Origin of the sequence: Vibrio mimicus CAIM 602 (assembly GCF_000338875.1) — a bacterium.
In the GTDB taxonomy this organism is placed as follows: domain Bacteria; phylum Pseudomonadota; class Gammaproteobacteria; order Enterobacterales; family Vibrionaceae; genus Vibrio; species Vibrio mimicus.
This window is the reverse complement of record NZ_AOMO01000066.1, coordinates 137,496-155,560: the sequence shown is the minus strand read 5'-3', so window position 1 is coordinate 155,560 and position 18,065 is coordinate 137,496. Positions and strand designations below refer to the sequence as shown.

14 protein-coding genes are annotated in these 18,065 nt (G+C 48.1%); 8 read left to right on the top strand and 6 right to left on the bottom strand.

The features are described from left to right. The first annotated feature begins 1 nt into the window (after window position 1). The 8 genes from D908_RS02810 (at window position 2) to D908_RS02845 (ending at window position 11,738) form a co-directional block, all read left to right on the top strand. Window positions 2-1,027 carry an ABC transporter permease gene (locus D908_RS02810; protein WP_000646277.1) on the top strand — a complete coding sequence of 342 codons (1,026 nt, stop codon included), beginning with the start codon at window positions 2-4 and terminating at the stop codon, window positions 1,025-1,027. 2 nt (window positions 1,028-1,029) lie between these two features. Further along, window positions 1,030-2,013, top strand: a complete 984-nt coding sequence (locus tag D908_RS02815) for an ABC transporter ATP-binding protein (RefSeq protein WP_005526892.1) — start codon at window positions 1,030-1,032, stop codon at window positions 2,011-2,013. 42 nt (window positions 2,014-2,055) lie between these two features. After that, the gene (locus D908_RS02820; protein WP_005526890.1) at window positions 2,056-3,051 is read left to right on the top strand and encodes an ABC transporter ATP-binding protein; all 996 of its coding nucleotides are present in this window, start codon (window positions 2,056-2,058) and stop codon (window positions 3,049-3,051) included. A gap of 60 nt (window positions 3,052-3,111) precedes the next feature. Continuing rightward, window positions 3,112-4,833, top strand: coding sequence for a glycoside hydrolase family 9 protein (locus D908_RS02825; protein WP_005526888.1), 1,722 nt, complete (start codon window positions 3,112-3,114; stop codon window positions 4,831-4,833). After that, window positions 4,833-5,705 (top strand): glucosamine kinase nucleotide-binding domain-containing protein, encoded by an 873-nt coding sequence (locus tag D908_RS02830; RefSeq protein WP_005526886.1) that lies wholly within the window; start codon window positions 4,833-4,835, stop codon window positions 5,703-5,705. Before D908_RS02825 ends, D908_RS02830 begins: the two co-directional genes overlap by 1 nt. Window positions 5,706-5,714: 9 nt before the next feature. After that, window positions 5,715-7,628, top strand: coding sequence for a beta-N-acetylhexosaminidase (locus tag D908_RS02835; RefSeq protein WP_005526884.1), 1,914 nt, complete (start codon window positions 5,715-5,717; stop codon window positions 7,626-7,628). Between the two features lie 102 nt (window positions 7,629-7,730). Beyond that, on the top strand, window positions 7,731-10,136 hold the full coding sequence (locus D908_RS02840; RefSeq protein WP_005526882.1) for a glycoside hydrolase family 94 protein: 2,406 nt from the start codon (window positions 7,731-7,733) through the stop codon (window positions 10,134-10,136). 189 nt (window positions 10,137-10,325) lie between these two features. After that, on the top strand, window positions 10,326-11,738 hold the full coding sequence (locus D908_RS02845) for a phosphoglucomutase/phosphomannomutase family protein (protein WP_005526880.1): 1,413 nt from the start codon (window positions 10,326-10,328) through the stop codon (window positions 11,736-11,738). A gap of 118 nt (window positions 11,739-11,856) precedes the next feature. Here D908_RS02845 and D908_RS02850 read toward each other — a convergent pair whose 3' ends face one another. From D908_RS02850 to D908_RS02875, 6 genes are all read right to left on the bottom strand, one after another. Next, complete coding sequence (locus D908_RS02850) at window positions 11,857-12,888, bottom strand: ABC transporter ATP-binding protein (RefSeq protein ID WP_005526879.1); 1,032 nt, start codon at window positions 12,886-12,888, stop codon at window positions 11,857-11,859. Next, window positions 12,888-14,513, bottom strand: coding sequence for an ABC transporter permease (locus D908_RS02855; RefSeq protein ID WP_005526877.1), 1,626 nt, complete (start codon window positions 14,511-14,513; stop codon window positions 12,888-12,890). Before D908_RS02855 ends, D908_RS02850 begins: the two co-directional genes overlap by 1 nt. Window positions 14,514-14,597: 84 nt before the next feature. After that, window positions 14,598-15,611 carry a Fe(3+) ABC transporter substrate-binding protein gene (locus tag D908_RS02860; protein ID WP_000735574.1) on the bottom strand — a complete coding sequence of 338 codons (1,014 nt, stop codon included), beginning with the start codon at window positions 15,609-15,611 and terminating at the stop codon, window positions 14,598-14,600. Between the two features lie 139 nt (window positions 15,612-15,750). Then, window positions 15,751-16,980 (bottom strand): ammonium transporter, encoded by a 1,230-nt coding sequence (locus tag D908_RS02865; protein ID WP_005526875.1) that lies wholly within the window; start codon window positions 16,978-16,980, stop codon window positions 15,751-15,753. A gap of 23 nt (window positions 16,981-17,003) precedes the next feature. Continuing rightward, the gene (glnK, locus tag D908_RS02870) at window positions 17,004-17,342 is read right to left on the bottom strand and encodes a P-II family nitrogen regulator (RefSeq protein ID WP_000767166.1); all 339 of its coding nucleotides are present in this window, start codon (window positions 17,340-17,342) and stop codon (window positions 17,004-17,006) included. A 188-nt stretch (window positions 17,343-17,530) separates the two neighbouring features. Continuing rightward, on the bottom strand, window positions 17,531-17,902 hold the full coding sequence (locus D908_RS02875) for a YacL family protein (protein WP_000393909.1): 372 nt from the start codon (window positions 17,900-17,902) through the stop codon (window positions 17,531-17,533). Window positions 17,903-18,065 lie beyond the last annotated feature (163 nt).

The following is an 18,065-nucleotide window of genomic DNA, read 5'->3' as shown; positions in this document are numbered from 1 at the left end:
CATGAAAGCACTTTGGAAACTCTTACGCGGCAACCGCATGGCCATGCTCGGCGTAACTATCTTAGCCATGTTCTTTTTTGTCGCGATAGCAGCACCACTTCTTACCTCTCATGCACCAGATAAGCGCACGGGTAATCCACATGAATACCCAGCTTTTGTGGTTAAAGCAGCGAAAGCGAGTCCTGACGGTTGGGTTGCAGAGAATTTAGCCACAGATCGCCGTACTTTAGCTCTCTCTAAAAAGGCTGACCACGTTCTAGGTACAACCCGTATGGGTCGTGATGTTTGGTCACAAGTTGTCTACGGTGCTCGTGTATCACTAGCAGTAGGCTTCGGTGCAGGTATTACCGTTTGTTTCTTGGCGACTGTTATTGGTGTTTCTGCTGGTTACTTTGGCGGTCGAATTGATGACTTCCTGACTGCCGCAATGAACATCATGCTGGTTATTCCTCAATATCCACTGTTGTTCGTGTTAGCCGCCTTTATCGGCGAAGCGGGGCCTTTGACCATAGCCTTGATTATCGGCTGTACCTCCTGGGCTTGGGGCGCGCGGGTTGTTCGCTCGCAAACCATGGCACTGCGTGAGAAAGAGTTCGTTAAAGCCGCTGAAGTACTAGGTGAATCTTCATGGCGCATCATCTTCGTTGAAATTCTGCCAAACCTAATTTCAATTGTGGGTGCAAGTTTTATCGGTTCAGTTATGTACGCCATCATGATGGAAGCCACTATTTCCTTCTTGGGACTGGGCGATCCAAACACCATCAGTTGGGGCATCATGCTGTACAACGTACAAACTTCATCTTCTATGCTGATCGGCGCTTGGTGGGAACTGCTGGCACCTTGTATTTCTTTGACTCTCCTAGTAACGGGCCTTGCTCTACTGAACTTTGCCGTTGATGAAATTGCCAACCCACAATTGCGTTCACACAAAGGTATGAAGCGCTGGAAAAACCTTGCCAAGCAAGACCAAAAAGCGCGTGAGCCAAACTTACCACCACAAAATGCACTTTGGAGCGGAGATAAATAATCATGACTGCACCATTAATCTCAATCCGCAACTTATGCGTGGACTACATTACCGATGCCGGTGATGTCCGTGCCTGTAACAATGTGAGCTTTGATTTAGCCCCAGGTGAAGTATTCGGTCTGGCTGGTGAATCTGGTTGTGGTAAATCAACCGTTGCCTTCTCCTTGATGCGTCTTCATAAGCCGCCCGCGTTCATCACTGGTGGTGAGGTAATCTTCAATGGTGAAGATATCCTGAAATACAGCGACGAACGTATGCAGTCCTTCCGCTGGAAAGAAATGTCGATGGTGTTCCAAAGTGCGATGAACGCATTGAACCCTGTTCTAACCATGGAAGAGCAATTTTGCGATGTGATCATGCGCCACACCAATATGACGCGTGAGCAAGCAAAACGTCGTGCTGAAGGGCTGCTAGAAATCGTTGATATTCACCCAAGCCGACTGAACGATTACCCACACCAGTTCTCTGGTGGTATGCGTCAACGCTTGGTGATTGCGATTGCACTCGCGCTCAATCCAAAAATGATCATTATGGATGAACCGACTACCGCTCTGGATGTTGTGGTACAGCGTGAAATTCTTCAAAAGATTTACGCGCTAAAAGAAGAGTTTGGTTTCTCTATTCTGTTCATTACTCATGACTTGTCACTGATGGTCGAGTTCTCTGACCGTATCGGCATCATGTACTCCGGTGAATTGATTGAAGTTGCACCTTCAAAACAGATTCTGGAAAGCCCTTACCATCCTTACACCAAAGGATTGGGTAGCTCTTTCCCACCACTAACCGGGCCAAAAACTAAGCTCACAGGGATCCCAGGAAACCCGCTCAACCTGCTGGAAATTCCACAAGGTTGCCGTTTCCAAGCTCGCTGCGACCGAGTTCATGAAGCTTGCACTAAGGTACCGACCGTACTGCGCCAAATCGAGCATGGCCGTTTTTCTAACTGCCATCTCTACGGGCAACCTAGCGCCACAATAAAACGCTAAGGCGCATGGCAAAGCAGTAGCAAAGAATTTCTGGAGACAATTATGAGCAAACCACTTGGCGAATTACTGGTTGAGGGAAAAAATCTGGTTAAGGATTTTGCAATCAACAGTAACGCACTCAAACAACCAATGATGCGTGCGATTAATGACGTGTCATTCAAAATGTACAAAAGCCGCGGTTTATCTGTGGTGGGTGAGTCTGGCTCAGGCAAATCCACCACCGCCAAGATGATCGCCAAAATGTACGCCCCAACCTCAGGCGTGATCGAGTACAAAGGTCGTGATATCCAAGAGATCACCTCACGTGATGACCTGATGCACTACCGAGAAGGCGTACAGATGGTATGGCAAGACCCGTTTGGTTCTCTCAACCCAACCCATACCATTTTCCACCATATTGCTCGCCCACTGTTGATCCACAAAAAGGTCACTCCGGGCAATAAGAAAGAGCTGGAAGAGCGTGTTTACGAACTGCTTGAGCAAGTAGGCTTGATCCCCCCCAAAGCCACTGCTGCTAAGTACCCACATCAGCTCTCTGGTGGTCAGCGCCAACGCGTTAACTTGGCACGTAACATTGCAGTAGGTGCAGAGGTTGTTCTGGCTGACGAACCCACTTCAATGCTGGACGTGTCGATCCGTGCTGGCGTACTCAACCTAATGGAAGAGATGAAGTTTGAGCGTCAAATGTCACTGCTGTACATCACGCACGATATCGCGACCGCTCGCTACATCGCTGAAGACCTAGCAGTTATGTACGTGGGACACATGGTGGAATGGGGCGATACCGACGAGATCATTCACGATCCACAGCACCCATACACCAAGCTGTTGGTATCTGCGGTACCGGATCCTAAAAAATCGATCCATGAAAAATTAGAAGGCAACAAAGGGGAAATCCCGTTGTGGACGCCTGATTCTGTGGGTTGTCCATTTGCAGGTCGCTGCTTGCACGCAACAGCGAAGTGCCGTGAAGCGCTGCCACAAGTGACTCAGCTTTCCGACAATCACTTTGTTCGTTGTTATCTGTTTGAAAAATAAAACCCAAGCAGCTCCCTGCCCTGCAGGGAGCTAACTCAATCCCTATTGCGGAGAGAATGAATGCAGTTACTGACCAACCACATTGGCTATGAAATCCAAGGACCAAAACAAGCAATTTTGCTCTGTGGGCAAGCACAATTAATGGATGATTGTGTACTTTTGGTTTGCGCTCGTAGTCACCAAACTGTCGCCACACTCCCTATTGAGTGGCACGGCAGCGTGGACAACTGGCATCAAGGGCAGTTTCATCGTATTGATTTTTCCAAATTTACAACTCCGGGCGACTATTATCTGCGTCTGGAGCACACTCAATCTGCTACTTTTTCCATTGCGCAAGGCGTATTAATGCAACGCACATTTTCTGATGTGCTGCACTACTTCAAGTCACAGCGCTGCTCTGGGCAGTTTGATCAACAAGATAAGCAAGTACCACTGCTGGGCACATCAACCACTGCCGATGTGCACGGCGGTTGGTACGACGCTTCAGGTGACGTTAGTAAATATCTCAGTCACCTTTCTTACGCTAACTATTTGAACCCACAACAAACACCTATGGTGGTCTGGAACATGCTCAAAGGGTTAGCGGTTTTACAACATCACTCGGGTTTTGCGCCTTTTTCCCGCACTCGCCTCAAGGATGAAGCGTTGTTTGGTGCTGATTTTCTTCGTCGTATGCAAAACTCCGAGGGATTTTTTTATATGACCGTCTTTGACAAATGGAGCAAAGACACCAAGCAACGGGAGATTTGCGCCTACGCGACCCAAAAGGGACATAAATCAGCAAATTATCAAGCTGGTTTTCGTCAAGGTGGCGGCATGGCGATCGCGGCACTTGCCGCAGCAGCACGTTTAGATACTCACGGGGAATTTACCCAATCTGAGTATTTGCAAGCGGCCGAAAAAGGCTACTGGCACCTCAAAGAATACAACACTCAATATCTTGATGATGGTGTAGAAAACATCATTGATGAATATTGCGCGCTCGTGGCCAGTTGCGAACTTTATCGCAGCACTGAAAATGCACAATATCTTACTCAAGCACGTGAATGGTCGGAGCGTTTATCTCGCCGCCAACAAAGCGATGAGCAAGTGGCTCACTACTGGTCTGCCACCAACGAAGGTGAGCGTCCTTACTACCATGCTGCGGAAGCTGGCTTGCCCACTATCGCACTCTGTGAATATCTCAATATCGAAACCGATACCGCGTATTACGCCAAGTTACAAAGAGTGGTCGAGCAAGCCTGTCAATTTGAGTTAAAGATTACTCAGCAAGTGACCAATCCATTTGGCTACCCACGCCAATATGTCAAAGGAGTGGAAAGCGTAAAACGTACCAGCTTCTTTATCGCACAAGACAACGAAAGTGGTTACTGGTGGCAAGGTGAAAATGCTCGCTTAGCTTCACTCGCCAGTATGGCTTATCTCGCTCAACCTCATTTGAGCACCGAGACAGCCGAACAGCTACAACATTGGGCACAAAATGCTCTGAACTGGATTGTCGGACTCAACCCTTACGACATGTGTATGTTAGATGGCCATGGCCATAACAACCCAGACTACCTCCCTCATTTGGGCTTTTTCAATGCCAAAGGCGGTGTTTGTAACGGCATAACCGCAGGATTTGATGATGCCCATGACATCGCTTTTAACCCTGATGGGCAAAAAGATGACATGTTGCAAAACTGGCGCTGGGGTGAGCAATGGATCCCTCATGGTGCTTGGTATCTGTTGGCAATCATCAGCCAATTTGATCACTTTACCGCACACGGGGAGGAAAACTAATGGATTACTACGTAGGTATTGATGGGGGCGGCACTTCTTGCCGTGCACGCATTCGTAATTCCCAAGGCGAATGGATTGGTGAAGCCAAAAGTGGCAGCGCCAACATTATGCTTGGCGTTGACGTTGCACTGAAATCGGTGATTGATGCCATCACTCAAGCAGCTCAGCAAGGCGGGCTAACCCAAAACGATTTTGCCCACATGCATGTAGGGCTTGCGTTAGCGGGAGCGGAGCAAAAAGAGGCGTGGCACGCTTTTATGCAACAGCCTCATCCTTTCGCATCAATAACGCTCAACACTGATGCTTATGGCGCTTGCCTTGGCGCACACCTTGGTGAAGACGGTGCGATCATGATCGCTGGAACGGGTTCTTGCGGCATTTTACTCAAAGCAGGAAAACAGCACGTCGTCGGCGGCCGTGAATTTCCCATCTCTGATCAAGGTAGCGGCGCGGTGATGGGCTTACGCCTTATTCAACAAGTGTTGCTCGCTCAAGATGGTATTCGTGCTCATACCCCACTGTGTGAGGTAGTAATGAGCCATTTTAAACACGACATTGATGCAATTGTCTCTTGGTCTAAAACTGCCCTACCTCGAGATTATGGTCAGTTTTCACCCCAGATTTTTAGCCATGCGTACTCAGGTGACGTATTAGCTATCGAACTACTTAAGCAAACAGCAGCAGATATCGAGATGTTCCTCATCGCTTTGCATCATAAAGGCGCAGAACGAATTTGCTTGATGGGCAGTATTGCTGAACGTATCCATGATTGGCTGTCACCTCCAGTGCAGAAATGGGTCGTCAAACCTCAATCAGATGCTATCGAAGGGGCATTAATGTTTGCCGGTAAATCCGAGCACAACCTGTATTAAGGATGATTTATGAGTTATCGAATTGAATTTGCGGTGCTCTCGGAACAAAAACCGGATTGCCGTTTTGGCTTAACATTACACAACTTGAGTGACCAAGATCTGCAAGACTGGTCGCTGTCTTTTGTTATCGATCGCTACATTCAACCAACGAGTGTGACCAATGGTCAGTTAACTCAAGTGGGCAGCTTATGTGCGATTGTTCCGACTGAAAAAGTGTTACCCGCTAATGGTCACTTTTATTGTGAATTCATCATCAAAACTGCGCCTTATCATTTCTATACCGATGGTGTAAAACACGCCTTCGTTCAGCTCAATGACAAACAACCAGTTGAACGTTTCAATGTGGTCGTCAATCCTGTTGTTCTGGCTTCGCCATTTCGTGAGCGTAGCCAGATCCCTGCTGTGGAAGCAGCTGAGCTGTGCGTGATCCCTAAACCAAATTCGCTACAACGTTTTAGCGGCGAGTTTGTAGTGAGCAATGCAAGCCAGATTTCTTTGCAATCCGACTTAGCGGAGCGAGCTGCACACTGGCTAGATCAAGAATTGCATACCTTGCATGGCTTCACTCTCAATGCCGTTGGTCATAGCGATATTGTTTATCGCAGCAACCCAACTCTGGATGAGGGGCATTACCAGCTCAACATTGATGCCAAAGGGATCAAAATTGAAGCAGGCAGCCACAGCGGCTTTATGCATGCCAGTGCCACGTTGTTACAGCTGGCACAATCACAAAAAGGCACATTGAGCTTCCCATTGGTAAAAATTGCCGATGCTCCACGCTTTAAGTATCGCGGCATGATGCTCGACTGCGCACGCCACTTTCACTCTCTTGAGCAAGTCAAACGTGTGATCAACCAATTGGCGCACTATAAGTTCAACGTGTTCCACTGGCACCTCACGGATGATGAGGGCTGGCGTATTGAGATCAAGCGCCTACCGCAGCTAACCGACATTGGCGCGTGGCGCGGTATGGATGAAGTTCTCGAACCTCAATACAGCTTACTGACTGAACGTCATGGCGGTTTCTATACCCAAGATGAGATCCGTTCGGTGATTAAATACGCCAGTGATCGTGGCATCACCGTCATCCCAGAAATTGACGTTCCGGGACACAGCCGCGCAGCTATTAAAGCGCTGCCTGAATGGTTAGTGGACGAAGAAGATCGCTCGCAGTACCGCAGCATTCAGTACTACAACGATAACGTACTCTCCCCTGCTTTACCGGGCACTTACCAATTCCTTGATATCGTATTGGAAGAGGTTGCAGAACTGTTCCCAAGCCAATTTATCCATATTGGTGCCGATGAAGTTCCGAGCGGTGTTTGGGTAGACAGCCCGAAATGCCAAGCCTTAATGCAAGAGAATGGCTATACCGATCCGAAAGAGCTGCAAGGCCATTTGCTGCGCTACGCAGAGAAAAAACTCAAGAGCTTAGGTAAGCGCATGGTGGGCTGGGAAGAAGCACATCACGGCGACAAAGTGAGTAAAGACACTGTCATTTACTCTTGGTTGTCGGAAAAAGCGGCGCTGGAGTGTGCCAAACAAGGCTTTGATGTGGTCTTGCAGCCGGGGCAATTTACCTACCTCGATATCGTTCAAGACTACGCACCGGAAGAGCCGGGAGTGGATTGGGCGGGCGTCACACCGCTAGAACGAGCCTACGGTTATGAACCGTTAGCAGATGTTCCCGCTGACGACCCACTGCGCAAGCGCATTTTAGGTGTTCAGTGTGCATTGTGGTGTGAACTGATCAATAACCCAGAACGCATGGAATACATGCTCTACCCACGCTTAACCGCGTTAGCGGAAGGTGGTTGGACAAAGAAATCCCAGCGTAACTGGTTGGACTATTTGGCACGTTTGAAAGGGCACTTGTCACTGCTGGATAAGCAGAACATCCCTTATCGCGCACCTTGGAAATAACAATCCGTAGAAATAACAACGACAGCGCGAGAGCTCTCGCGCAAGTTTTCACTAGCATAGGTTTTAGCTGCCAGCAGGCAGCTGGTTTAAAAGGAAAGCACAATGAAATACGGCTATTTCGATAATGATAATCGCGAATACGTCATCACTCGTCCTGACGTACCCGCACCTTGGACTAACTATCTCGGTACTGAAAAGTTCTGTACTGTGATTTCTCACAACGCAGGTGGTTACTCGTTCTACCACTCACCAGAGTACAACCGCGTCACCAAGTTCCGTCCAAACTTTACCCAAGATCGTCCAGGGCACTACGTTTACCTGCGCGATGATGCGACTGGTGATTTCTGGTCTATCTCTTGGCAACCTGTTGCGAAAAGCCTTGAACAAGCGAAATACGAAGTTCGCCACGGTTTGTCTTACTCAAAATTTAAGTGTGAGTACAACGGCATTCACGCTACCAAAACGCTATTTGTTCCTAAGGGTGAAGATGCAGAAGTTTGGGATGTAGTGATCGAAAACACCTCCAACGAAGTGCGTACTATCAGTGCGTTCAACTACGTTGAGTTTTCTTTCAGCCACATCAAGTCAGACAACCAAAACCATCAGATGTCGCTCTACTCAGCAGGTACTGCGTTCAAAGATGGCGTTATTGAGTATGACCTGTACTACAACACAGACGATTTCTTAGGCTTCTACTACCTGACCGCGACCTTCGATGCAGACAGCTACGACGGCCAACGTGACCAATTCCTTGGCATGTACCGTGATGAAGCAAACCCAATCGCAGTGGCGCAAGGTAAGTGCTCTAACAGCGCGCAAACCTGTTACAACCACTGTGGTGCACTGCATAAGCAATTCGTTCTGCAACCGGGCGAAAAAGTTCGCTTCGCAGTTATCTTAGGTGTAGGTAAAGGCAACGGCGCAAAACTGCGTGAAAAATACCAAGATCTGAGCGAAGTAGATGCAGCCTTTGCAGGTATCAAAGCACATTGGGATGAGCGTTGTGCGAAGTTCCAAGTGAAATCGCCAAACGAAGGTCTGAACACCATGATCAACGCTTGGACTCTGTACCAAGCGGAAACTTGTGTGGTTTGGTCTCGTTTCGCTTCTTTCATTGAAGTCGGCGGCCGTACAGGTCTGGGCTATCGTGATACTGCGCAAGACGCGATCTCGGTACCGCACACTAACCCAGCAATGACTCGTAAGCGTCTGGTTGACCTACTGCGTGGTCAAGTGAAAGCAGGTTACGGTCTGCACCTGTTTGATCCTGACTGGTTCGATCCAGAAAAAGCGGATGTTAAACCGTCTAAATCACCAACAGTAGTACCAACACCATCGGATGAAGACAAGATCCACGGCATTAAAGATACCTGTTCTGACGATCACCTGTGGATTGTGCCAACCATCCTTAGCTATGTGAAAGAGACCGGTGACTTCGCCTTTATCGACGAAGTGATCCCTTATGCGGATGGCGGCAACGCAACTGTGTACGAGCACATGATGGCAGCGTTGGATTTCTCTGCAGAATACGTGGGTCAAACCGGTATCTGTAAAGGTCTGCGTGCAGACTGGAACGACTGTTTGAACCTCGGTGGCGGCGAGTCATCTATGGTGTCTTTCCTACACTTCTGGGCGTTGGAATCTTTCCTTGAGCTGTCACGCTACCGCAATGATGAAGCGGCAACAGACAAGTACCAAGCTATGGCTGATGGCGTACGCGAAGCGTGTGAAACTCACTTGTGGGATGAACAAGGCGAATGGTACATCCGTGGCCTGACCAAAAATGGCGACAAGATCGGTACCTTCGATCAAGTTGAAGGCAAAGTTCACTTAGAGTCTAACTCACTGGCCGTTCTGTCAGGCACTGTAAGCCATGAGCGCGGCATCAAAGCAATGGATGCGGTCTACAAATACCTGTTCTCCAAATACGGCCTACACCTGAACGCTCCATCATTTGCGACTCCAAATGATGATATTGGCTTCGTGACACGCGTTTACCAAGGCGTGAAAGAAAACGGTGCGATCTTCTCGCATCCAAACCCATGGGCATGGGTAGCGGAAGCGAAACTGGGCCGTGGTGATCGTGCGATGGAATTGTATGACGCACTCAACCCATACAACCAAAACGACATCATCGAAACCCGTATTGCTGAACCTTACTCTTACGTACAGTTCATCATGGGTCGTGACCACCAAGATCACGGCCGAGCTAACCACCCATGGTTAACCGGTACTTCTGGCTGGGCATATCACGCTACTACCAACTATATCTTGGGTATCAAAGCAGGCTTCGATGCACTAGAGATCGATCCTTGTATCCCAACTTCATGGCCGGGTTTTGAAGTCACTCGTGAGTGGCGTGACGCGACTTACCAGATCAAAGTTGAAAACCCACAAGGCGTTTCAAAAGGCGTGAAATCCATCACCCTGAATGGCCAAGCGATTGAAGGCGCAGTCCCGGTTCAAGCAGCAGGCAGCGTCAACCAAGTGGTTGTTGTACTGGGTTAACCCATTTTCGGGCACTCACTGAGTGCCCGTTTTCTAATACCTAAGCGTTTTATATGCCCAAACCACTTGTCGTTACAGGTAGGCGGCAAATGAATGAATCCCTATGAGCATAGATAAACTATGTGATTGGGGTGAATGAATGCAGCCAACACCCCTGCAACGTCAAGTGGGAAAGGATAGGGGGAGAAAATGATTAAATTTGGTACTGGCGGCTGGCGTGCTTTTATTGGTGAAGAGTTCACTAAAGATAACGTACGTTTGGTTGCTCAAGCCTTAGCAAACATCATCAATCATGAACAAGCCGCCGCAAAAGGCTTCGTGATTGGTTATGACCGCCGCTTTCTATCTGACAAAGCAGGTTGCTGGTTTGCCGAAGTTTTAGCAGCGAATGGCGTTGTGGTGAGCTTTATCGACAAGTTTGTGCCAACACCTGTGGTGATGTTTAAAGCTAAAGAGATGGATTGTGCTTACTCAGCTTGTATTACCGCTTCGCACAACCCGGCCGACTACAACGGTATTAAAGTGTTTATCCGTGGCGGTCGTGACGCTGATGAAGTGATCACTCAGAAGATCGAGCAGCAAATCGCCACACTGACCACGCAAGACGTGAAATCGATCGATTTCGATCAAGCCGTCAATGACAAACTGATCAAGATCATCAACCCGATGAACGAGTTTGTCGATAGCATCATCAACTTCATCGATATTGAAGCGATCAAGAAAGCCAATCTGCGTGTGTTGATCGACCCTATGTTCGGGGTAGCGAAAAACGCACTGCAAACGGTACTGATCAATGGCCGCTGCGACGTGGACGTGATCAACGATGGCAAAAACCCTGACTTCGGTGGTTTGATGCCTTCGCCTAGCGCTGCTACCTTGTATCGCTTGAAGCATCTCGTTAAACACGAAGGTTATGACATCGGTATCGGTACCGATGGCGATGCTGACCGCCTTGGCATCATTGATGAAAAAGGTAACTTTATTCATCCTAACGAGGTGCTGATCCTGCTTTACTACTACCTACTGGAGTACAAAGGCTGGAAAGGTTCTGTGGTACGTAACATCGCAACCACTCACTTGTTGGATAAGATCGCAACCGATCATGGTGAGCAATGCTTTGAAGTGCCTGTGGGCTTCAAACACATCTCTTCACAAATGGAAGCTGACGATTCTCTGATTGGTGGTGAAAGCTCTGGTGGTTTGACGATTCGTGGTCACATCAAGGGTAAAGATGGCGTGTTCGCCTCTAGCCTATTGGTGGAAATGATCAGCGTGACTGGCAAGAAACTCTCTGAGCTATTAACCGAGATCTATGATCGTTACGGTTATGCCTACACTGCGGAAGGTGATTGCAAATTTAAACCGGCCCAACGAGATGAGATCTACAACAAAGTCTACATTGAGAAAAAACTGCCTGAGTTTGAATTCGAGATCGAAAAAGTCAGCTATGAAGATGGCGCTAAGGTCTACTTCAAGAACGGGGGCTGGGTGATTGCCCGCTTCTCCGGTACTGAGCCTCTATTACGTATTTTTGCCGAAATGGCCGACAAAGATACTGCGGAGCGTGTTCTTCAACAGATGAAAGCCTTCTTGGCGTTGTAATCATCCCCTGAGGTTAAGTCCCCTCAGCGGAGAAGAACATTTGCCCGACGCTCGACGTCGGGCTTTTTTATTGCGGGTAAAATGTGCTTGGAATGAAAAAGCTCAGCGGCGAGATCGATTAGGCGAAAGCCAATACCCCTTGCGTATCAATATTGACTGACACCGCCTGCCCTAACTCCAGCGGTTGTGAAGAGGTAGCGATAAGCTGAGTACCATAAGCATCAATAAGATAACGGCAATGGTCACCCATAAACTGCTGCTCAGTCACCGTCACACTGCTGTCTTCTTCTGCACGGATCTGCACCTGCTGCGGACGCAGCAATAACTTACAATTCCCTTCTAAAGCAATAGGTTGGCGAGCAATAGCTTCCACAACCCCAAGGGCGGTTTGGTATTGGGTTTCGCTGATACGCGTGGCATTCAAATAACTGCCACCGCCCAGAAAATCGGCCACGAACTGACTCGACGGTTGGTAGTAAAGCTCTGCTGCAGTTCCGTACTGTTCAATCACACCACGATTCATCACCGCCATTTTATCGGCGAAGGCAAACGCTTCTTCTCGTGAGTGAGTGACGAAAATCGCCGTCACGCCCTGTTGTTTAAAGATCTTACGAATCTCAATGATTAGCTCATGGCGTACTTGCGTGTCGATATTCGAAAACGGCTCATCAAGCAGCAGCAGATCTGGCTTATAAGCTAAGGCACGTGCGATGGCAACGCGTTGCTGCTGACCACCCGAGAGTTGATGCGGATAACGCTCTGCAAAAGCATCAAGATGAACCAAAGAGAGCATCTCGGTAATCTTGGCCTGTTTTTGTGCTGCGGGCATCGCATCCAGACCGAAGCCGACATTCTGCGCTACGGTTAAATGGGGAAACAGAGCATAGTCTTGGAAAATCATCCCAATGTTACGCTGCTCAGGCGGCAGCCAGCGTTCACCATCATCTAATGTCACACAGTTGAGACTAAGTTGCCCTGAAGCTAAAGGTAGCAGACCGGCAATCGCTTTAAGCAAGGTGGTTTTACCACAACCGCTGGCACCCAACAGACAGACGATTTCGCCCGGATTGACTTGCAGTGACAACGATTTCAATACGGTTTGTGAATCGTATTGGCAAGTAAGATTTTCAATCAGCAGTGCGCAGCTCATCAGTGCTTTTGCTCCAAAGAACGGTTAACGATAACAAGTGGGATAAGCCCAACCAACACGAGTAAAATGGCAGGCAATGCAGCCAATTCTAAACGCTCATCTGAAGCGTAGTTATAGACGTAAGTGGCGAGCGTTTCAAAGTTAAATGGACGCAATAAAATCGCCGCGTTTAACTCCTTCATCGATTCAATAAACACCAACAATCCTGCAATTAACGCACCACGGCGGATCAGCGGCAGGTGTACGCGCTTAAGCATTTGGTTGGCATGACATCCCATGGTACGCGCAGCCATATCCAACGAAGGTGAAACTTTACTTAAGCTACTTTCAATACTGCCAATCGCCACCGCTGAGAAACGTACCACGAGCGCAAACACAATCGCGAACACACTTCCGGAGAAGATTAACCCCGGGCGTCCCCATTCCATCATTTTAGCTATGTCGTTGACCAGATGATCCAGTGCCAACACAGGTACCAAAATACCAATAGCCAGCACCGTTCCTGGCACCGCATAACCCATGGAAGAAAGGCGCATCAGCGCAACACTGGTACGATTGTTTTGTAGACGGGCATAGAAATTGGCGATCAAAGCCACCAGCACAGCAATGACAGCCGCACTGATCGAGACCGTAAAACTATTCAGCGCGTACTCTCTAAACTGCGCTGTCCAGCTTTGTGCAAAGTAAGTCCATGCGTAACTGATTAATTGCAACAGTGGCAAAATGAACGCCACCGCCACCAATCCCCAACACCAGACTAAAGCTGCCCATAGGCGCCAACCTTTTAAGGTATAACGGTACTCTTCATGGCTATTAAAATGGTTTTGGTAGAGTTTTTGCCGACGTCGGCTATAGCGTTCGCTACTGAGCAGCAATAGCACAATCACCAACATAATCGCTGAGATTTTCGCAGCCGCATTGAGGTTTGAATAGCCGAGCCAAGTGTCGTAAACCGCTGTGGTTAAGGTATTGACCGAAAACAGGCTTACGGTGCCGAAATCTCCAATCGTTTCCATTGCCACCAAAGACAAGCCAACCGCAATCGCAGGGCGCGCTAATGGCAAAGAGATGCGCCAAAAGCTCTGCCACGGTGTGCATCTCAGCAAACGAGCAGATTGAAGCAAAGTGACGTTCTGTTCCATAAAGGCCGCACGGCACAGTAGATACACGTAGGGATAAAGCACCAGAGCAAGTACGACACTGGCACCGCCTAAACTTCGAATGTCCGGAAACCAGTAGCGGCCCGCTTGCCAGCCCGTCCAATCACGCAAAGCGATTTGAATGGGGCCTGCGAAATCAAACCAATGAGTAAACAGATAACCAATAATATAGGCTGGCATCGCTAATGGCAGGACGAGCGCCCACTGCAACCAACGCTCACCGGGTAATTTGCACATCGCAATCAGCCAAGCTGAAGGCACACCAAACAGCAAAGCCAATAGTAGTACGGAAACCGTCAATACTAAGGTATTGAAAATATAGGTGGGCATCACAGTCGCCAGCAGATGAGCAAAAACCTCATCACTGTTGCCGAATGCGGTGTAGAAGATCGCTAAGATCGGTAAAACCAGCAGAGTGGTTAACACAACGCTGCTGGTTTTCCATGCAAAATATTTTTCTTTCATCGCCTAACAGTACAAGGCTTGAACAACGCTCAAAGCGCTGCATCCCTCAAATAAAATAGGGGTACGTTATACCCCTGATTTTACTTACAGGTCAAATTTGACTTCATCGATCAACTTGATCGCTGCGGCATTATTATCTGCAATTTTTTCTAGTGGCAGACTATCGGCTTTAAACGCGCCCCAAGACTCCACGAGAGCTGAACGTTTCACACCCTCTTTAACTGGGTATTCGTAGTTCACTTCTGCATACATTTGTTGTGCGGTTGCGCCAGTCAAAAACTCCATCAGCTTAACCGCGTTGTCACGGTTTGGTGAGTATTTCGCCATTGCCATACCACTCACGTTCACATGAGTGCCTTGCGCATTTTGACCTGGGAAGTTGATGTATACAGCTTCAGCCCAAGATTTTTGTTTCTCGTCATTCACCATTGCACCTAGGTAGTAGCTGTTACCTAGCGACACATCACACAGGCCTTCTTTGATCGCGCGAACTTGGTCACGGTCATTGCCTTGTGGTTTACGAGCCAGATTCGCTTTTACGCCTTCCAGCCAAGTTTTTGCTTCGGCTTCACCGTGGTTAGCGATGATAGAAGCCACAAGCGCGATGTTGTACGGGTGCTTACCGCTACGAGTACAAATTTTGCCTTTGAACTCTGGCTTAGCGAGATCCATATAATCGAAATCATCACCCAGCTTACCTACGCGGTCGCGTGAAGAATACACACTACGAGTACGTTGCGTCAGTGCAAACCACTCATCACCACTGTCACGGTATTGAGCAGGAATGTTCTCTTCAATCACTTTGCTATCCAGTGGCTGAGTCAGGCCTTTTTCGGTCAGTTCAAACAAACGGCTGAATTCAGCAGTTAAGATCACATCGGCTGGGCTGTATTCGCCCTCTTGCGCGAGTTTCTCTGCAATCCCTTCTTTAGCAAATTTCACGTTAACTTTGATGCCAGTTTCTTTGGTGAACTCTTGGAACATAGGTTCAATCAAAAATGGTTGGCGGTAAGAGTAGACATTCACTTCTTCAGCGGCCATTGCAGAAGGAGCGAGTACACCACAAGCAATCGCAGACAGCGTGAGCAGCTTTTTCATCCTAAAATCCTTTATAACTACTAATGATAACGTTTATCAGTTTCACTACATTATAAGAATGATTATTAAGAAAACAATCAGAAGAGATAAAAAAACCTGCCCATGGGGCAGGTCCACAATAAAAATCCGTAGCTAAATGTTACTTAACGGTAACGAATTCAGGGTAAGCACCGACACCACAATCGTGCATGTCCATCCCTTCCATCTCTTCTTCTTCAGAGACACGAATCCCCATAGTCGCTTGGAGTACACCCCAAACCAGCAGGCTTGCACCAAACACCCATGCAAAGATCACCGCAGCTCCCAGCAATTGCGCACCAAAGGTTGCGTCGGCATTGCTGAGTGGCACAACCATCAGACCGAAGAAACCACACACACCATGTACTGAGATTGCCCCTACAGGATCATCAATTCTCAGTTTATCGAGAGCGATGATGCTAAACACTACCAGTGCCCCCGCAACCACACCAATCGCCACCGCGTAAAGTGGTGAAGGCGATAGAGGATCCGCGGTAATCGCCACCAAACCGGCTAATGCACCATTGAGTACCATGGTGAGATCCGCTTTACCCCAAGTGGTTTTACACACTAGTAGCGCAGCGATAGCCCCCGCAGCCGCAGCTGCATTGGTATTGAGGAAAATCTTGCCCACTGAAGTGGCATTTTCAAAATCCGATACCATCAGTTGTGATCCGCCGTTAAAACCAAACCAGCCGAACCACAAGATAAAAGTACCTAAGGTTGCTAATGGCATGTTTGAACCTGGGATTGGGTAAATTTCGCCGTTTTTGCCGTATTTACCTTTGCGAGCCCCCAACAGCAGCACGCCCGCTAACGCTGCAGAAGCTCCTGCTAAGTGTACGATGCCTGAGCCAGCAAAATCGCTAAAGCCTGCCGCAGAAAGGAAACCACCACCCCAAGTCCAATAGCCTTCCATTGGGTAGATGAAAGCGGTCAAGATGGCAGAGAAAATCAAGAAGGCCCAGAGTTTCATGCGCTCAGCCACCGCACCAGAAACTACCGACATCGCCGTTGCAACAAACACAACTTGGAAGAAGAAATCTGATTCCAGAGAGTGATCGGCACCATCCGCTTGTGAGCCAATCAGCGCACCAAGTGAAGGCAACCAGCCACCTTCAGTGTTATCGACATACATGATGTTGTAGCCAACGATTAAATAAGTGGTACAAGCAATCGCGTACAGAACAAAGTTTTTCGTCAAAATTTCTGTGGTGTTCTTTGAGCGAACCAAACCCGCTTCCAGCATGGCAAACCCTGCTGCCATCCACATGACTAGAGCTCCTGAAATCAGGAAGAAAAAGGTGTCGAGTGCGTAACGCAGCTCGGTAACAGTGACTGATAGTTCCATAATCAACTCTCCCATCCTTAAATTTAAAGGGCTTCTGAATCCATTTCGCCAGTACGGATACGCACCGCTTGGCTAAGGTCATAGACAAAGATTTTGCCGTCACCAATTTTTCCGGTGTGTGCGGCCTTGATGATCGCTTCCACCACACGATCCACATTGTCGCTTTGCGTAGCGATTTCAATTTTTACTTTGGGTAGAAAGTCGACTTGGTATTCCGCGCCGCGGTATAGCTCAGTGTGTCCTTTCTGACGCCCGAAGCCCTTCACCTCAGAAACCGTCATTCCCTCGATACCTACATCCGCAAGCGCTTCACGAACATCATCCAACTTGAATGGTTTAATTATTGCGTTAATCAGTTTCATCTCTTCCTCTCTGAAGCAGTCGTCCATTTACTCTTCACTATCCAAGGTATGTGCCAACTTATTAACGCTATGATTTAAAATGAAAAAGCAGTGTCTGGTTTAATAAAAAACAAAAGGCCGCACCTCTTCGGTGCAGCCTTTTCCCAACAATAACGCACAAATTTTAACAACAATGCCTATTGCACTGATTATTTCCCTTGTACAAAGTTTTGCCACTGAGTCAGCAAAGCAATGAAATCTTCTCGCCCACAGGCAGCAACACTTTCACTGTCATACAGAAAGAAATCACTCTCTAACTCATGTTCGGCGTCATACGCCAGCGCATTATCTTGCACTTGGACTTCATCACCTTGCACCATGAGAGAGATTTCACGACCAGTCCATAGAAACTCTTGTGCTGGCGATTTTACCGCTTGCTCGATAAGCGCTAAAACTTGATTGATTTTAGCCTGATCTTGGCCAATCTCTTCTTGTAGCCAGCGTCCGACGATCTGATGCTCCATGCTGCATTTGACCGAATGTTCACCCAACAGGGTATTTTTAATAAATTCAAACTCCATGGTTATATCTCCATAGATGATCAATATGGCGAGTATATCTCAAACTGCTTCGCGATACTTAGACAAGTGATATCCCCTTTCATTTCCCCATGAAATAGAATTACCTACCACTATTTGATAAAAAATAGCGGCGACGCACTAAAAGTGAGCATAAAAAATAAAG

Excerpts from the sequence above, each read along its gene's own strand:
- D908_RS02855 (WP_005526877.1), bottom strand. The coding sequence starts at position 14,513 with ATGAAAGAAAAATATTTTGCATGGAAAACCAGCAGCGTTGTGTTAACC.
- D908_RS02820 (WP_005526890.1), top strand. The coding sequence starts at position 2,056 with ATGAGCAAACCACTTGGCGAATTACTGGTTGAGGGAAAAAATCTGGTT.
- D908_RS02845 (WP_005526880.1), top strand. The coding sequence starts at position 10,326 with ATGATTAAATTTGGTACTGGCGGCTGGCGTGCTTTTATTGGTGAAGAG.
- D908_RS02810 (WP_000646277.1), top strand. The coding sequence starts at position 2 with ATGAAAGCACTTTGGAAACTCTTACGCGGCAACCGCATGGCCATGCTC.
- D908_RS02835 (WP_005526884.1), top strand. The coding sequence starts at position 5,715 with ATGAGTTATCGAATTGAATTTGCGGTGCTCTCGGAACAAAAACCGGAT.
- D908_RS02875 (WP_000393909.1), bottom strand. The coding sequence starts at position 17,902 with ATGGAGTTTGAATTTATTAAAAATACCCTGTTGGGTGAACATTCGGTC.
- D908_RS02825 (WP_005526888.1), top strand. The coding sequence starts at position 3,112 with ATGCAGTTACTGACCAACCACATTGGCTATGAAATCCAAGGACCAAAA.
- D908_RS02850 (WP_005526879.1), bottom strand. The coding sequence starts at position 12,888 with ATGAGCTGCGCACTGCTGATTGAAAATCTTACTTGCCAATACGATTCA.
- D908_RS02840 (WP_005526882.1), top strand. The coding sequence starts at position 7,731 with ATGAAATACGGCTATTTCGATAATGATAATCGCGAATACGTCATCACT.
- D908_RS02860 (WP_000735574.1), bottom strand. The coding sequence starts at position 15,611 with ATGAAAAAGCTGCTCACGCTGTCTGCGATTGCTTGTGGTGTACTCGCT.
- D908_RS02815 (WP_005526892.1), top strand. The coding sequence starts at position 1,030 with ATGACTGCACCATTAATCTCAATCCGCAACTTATGCGTGGACTACATT.
- D908_RS02865 (WP_005526875.1), bottom strand. The coding sequence starts at position 16,980 with ATGGAACTATCAGTCACTGTTACCGAGCTGCGTTACGCACTCGACACC.
- glnK (WP_000767166.1), bottom strand. The coding sequence starts at position 17,342 with ATGAAACTGATTAACGCAATAATTAAACCATTCAAGTTGGATGATGTT.
- D908_RS02830 (WP_005526886.1), top strand. The coding sequence starts at position 4,833 with ATGGATTACTACGTAGGTATTGATGGGGGCGGCACTTCTTGCCGTGCA.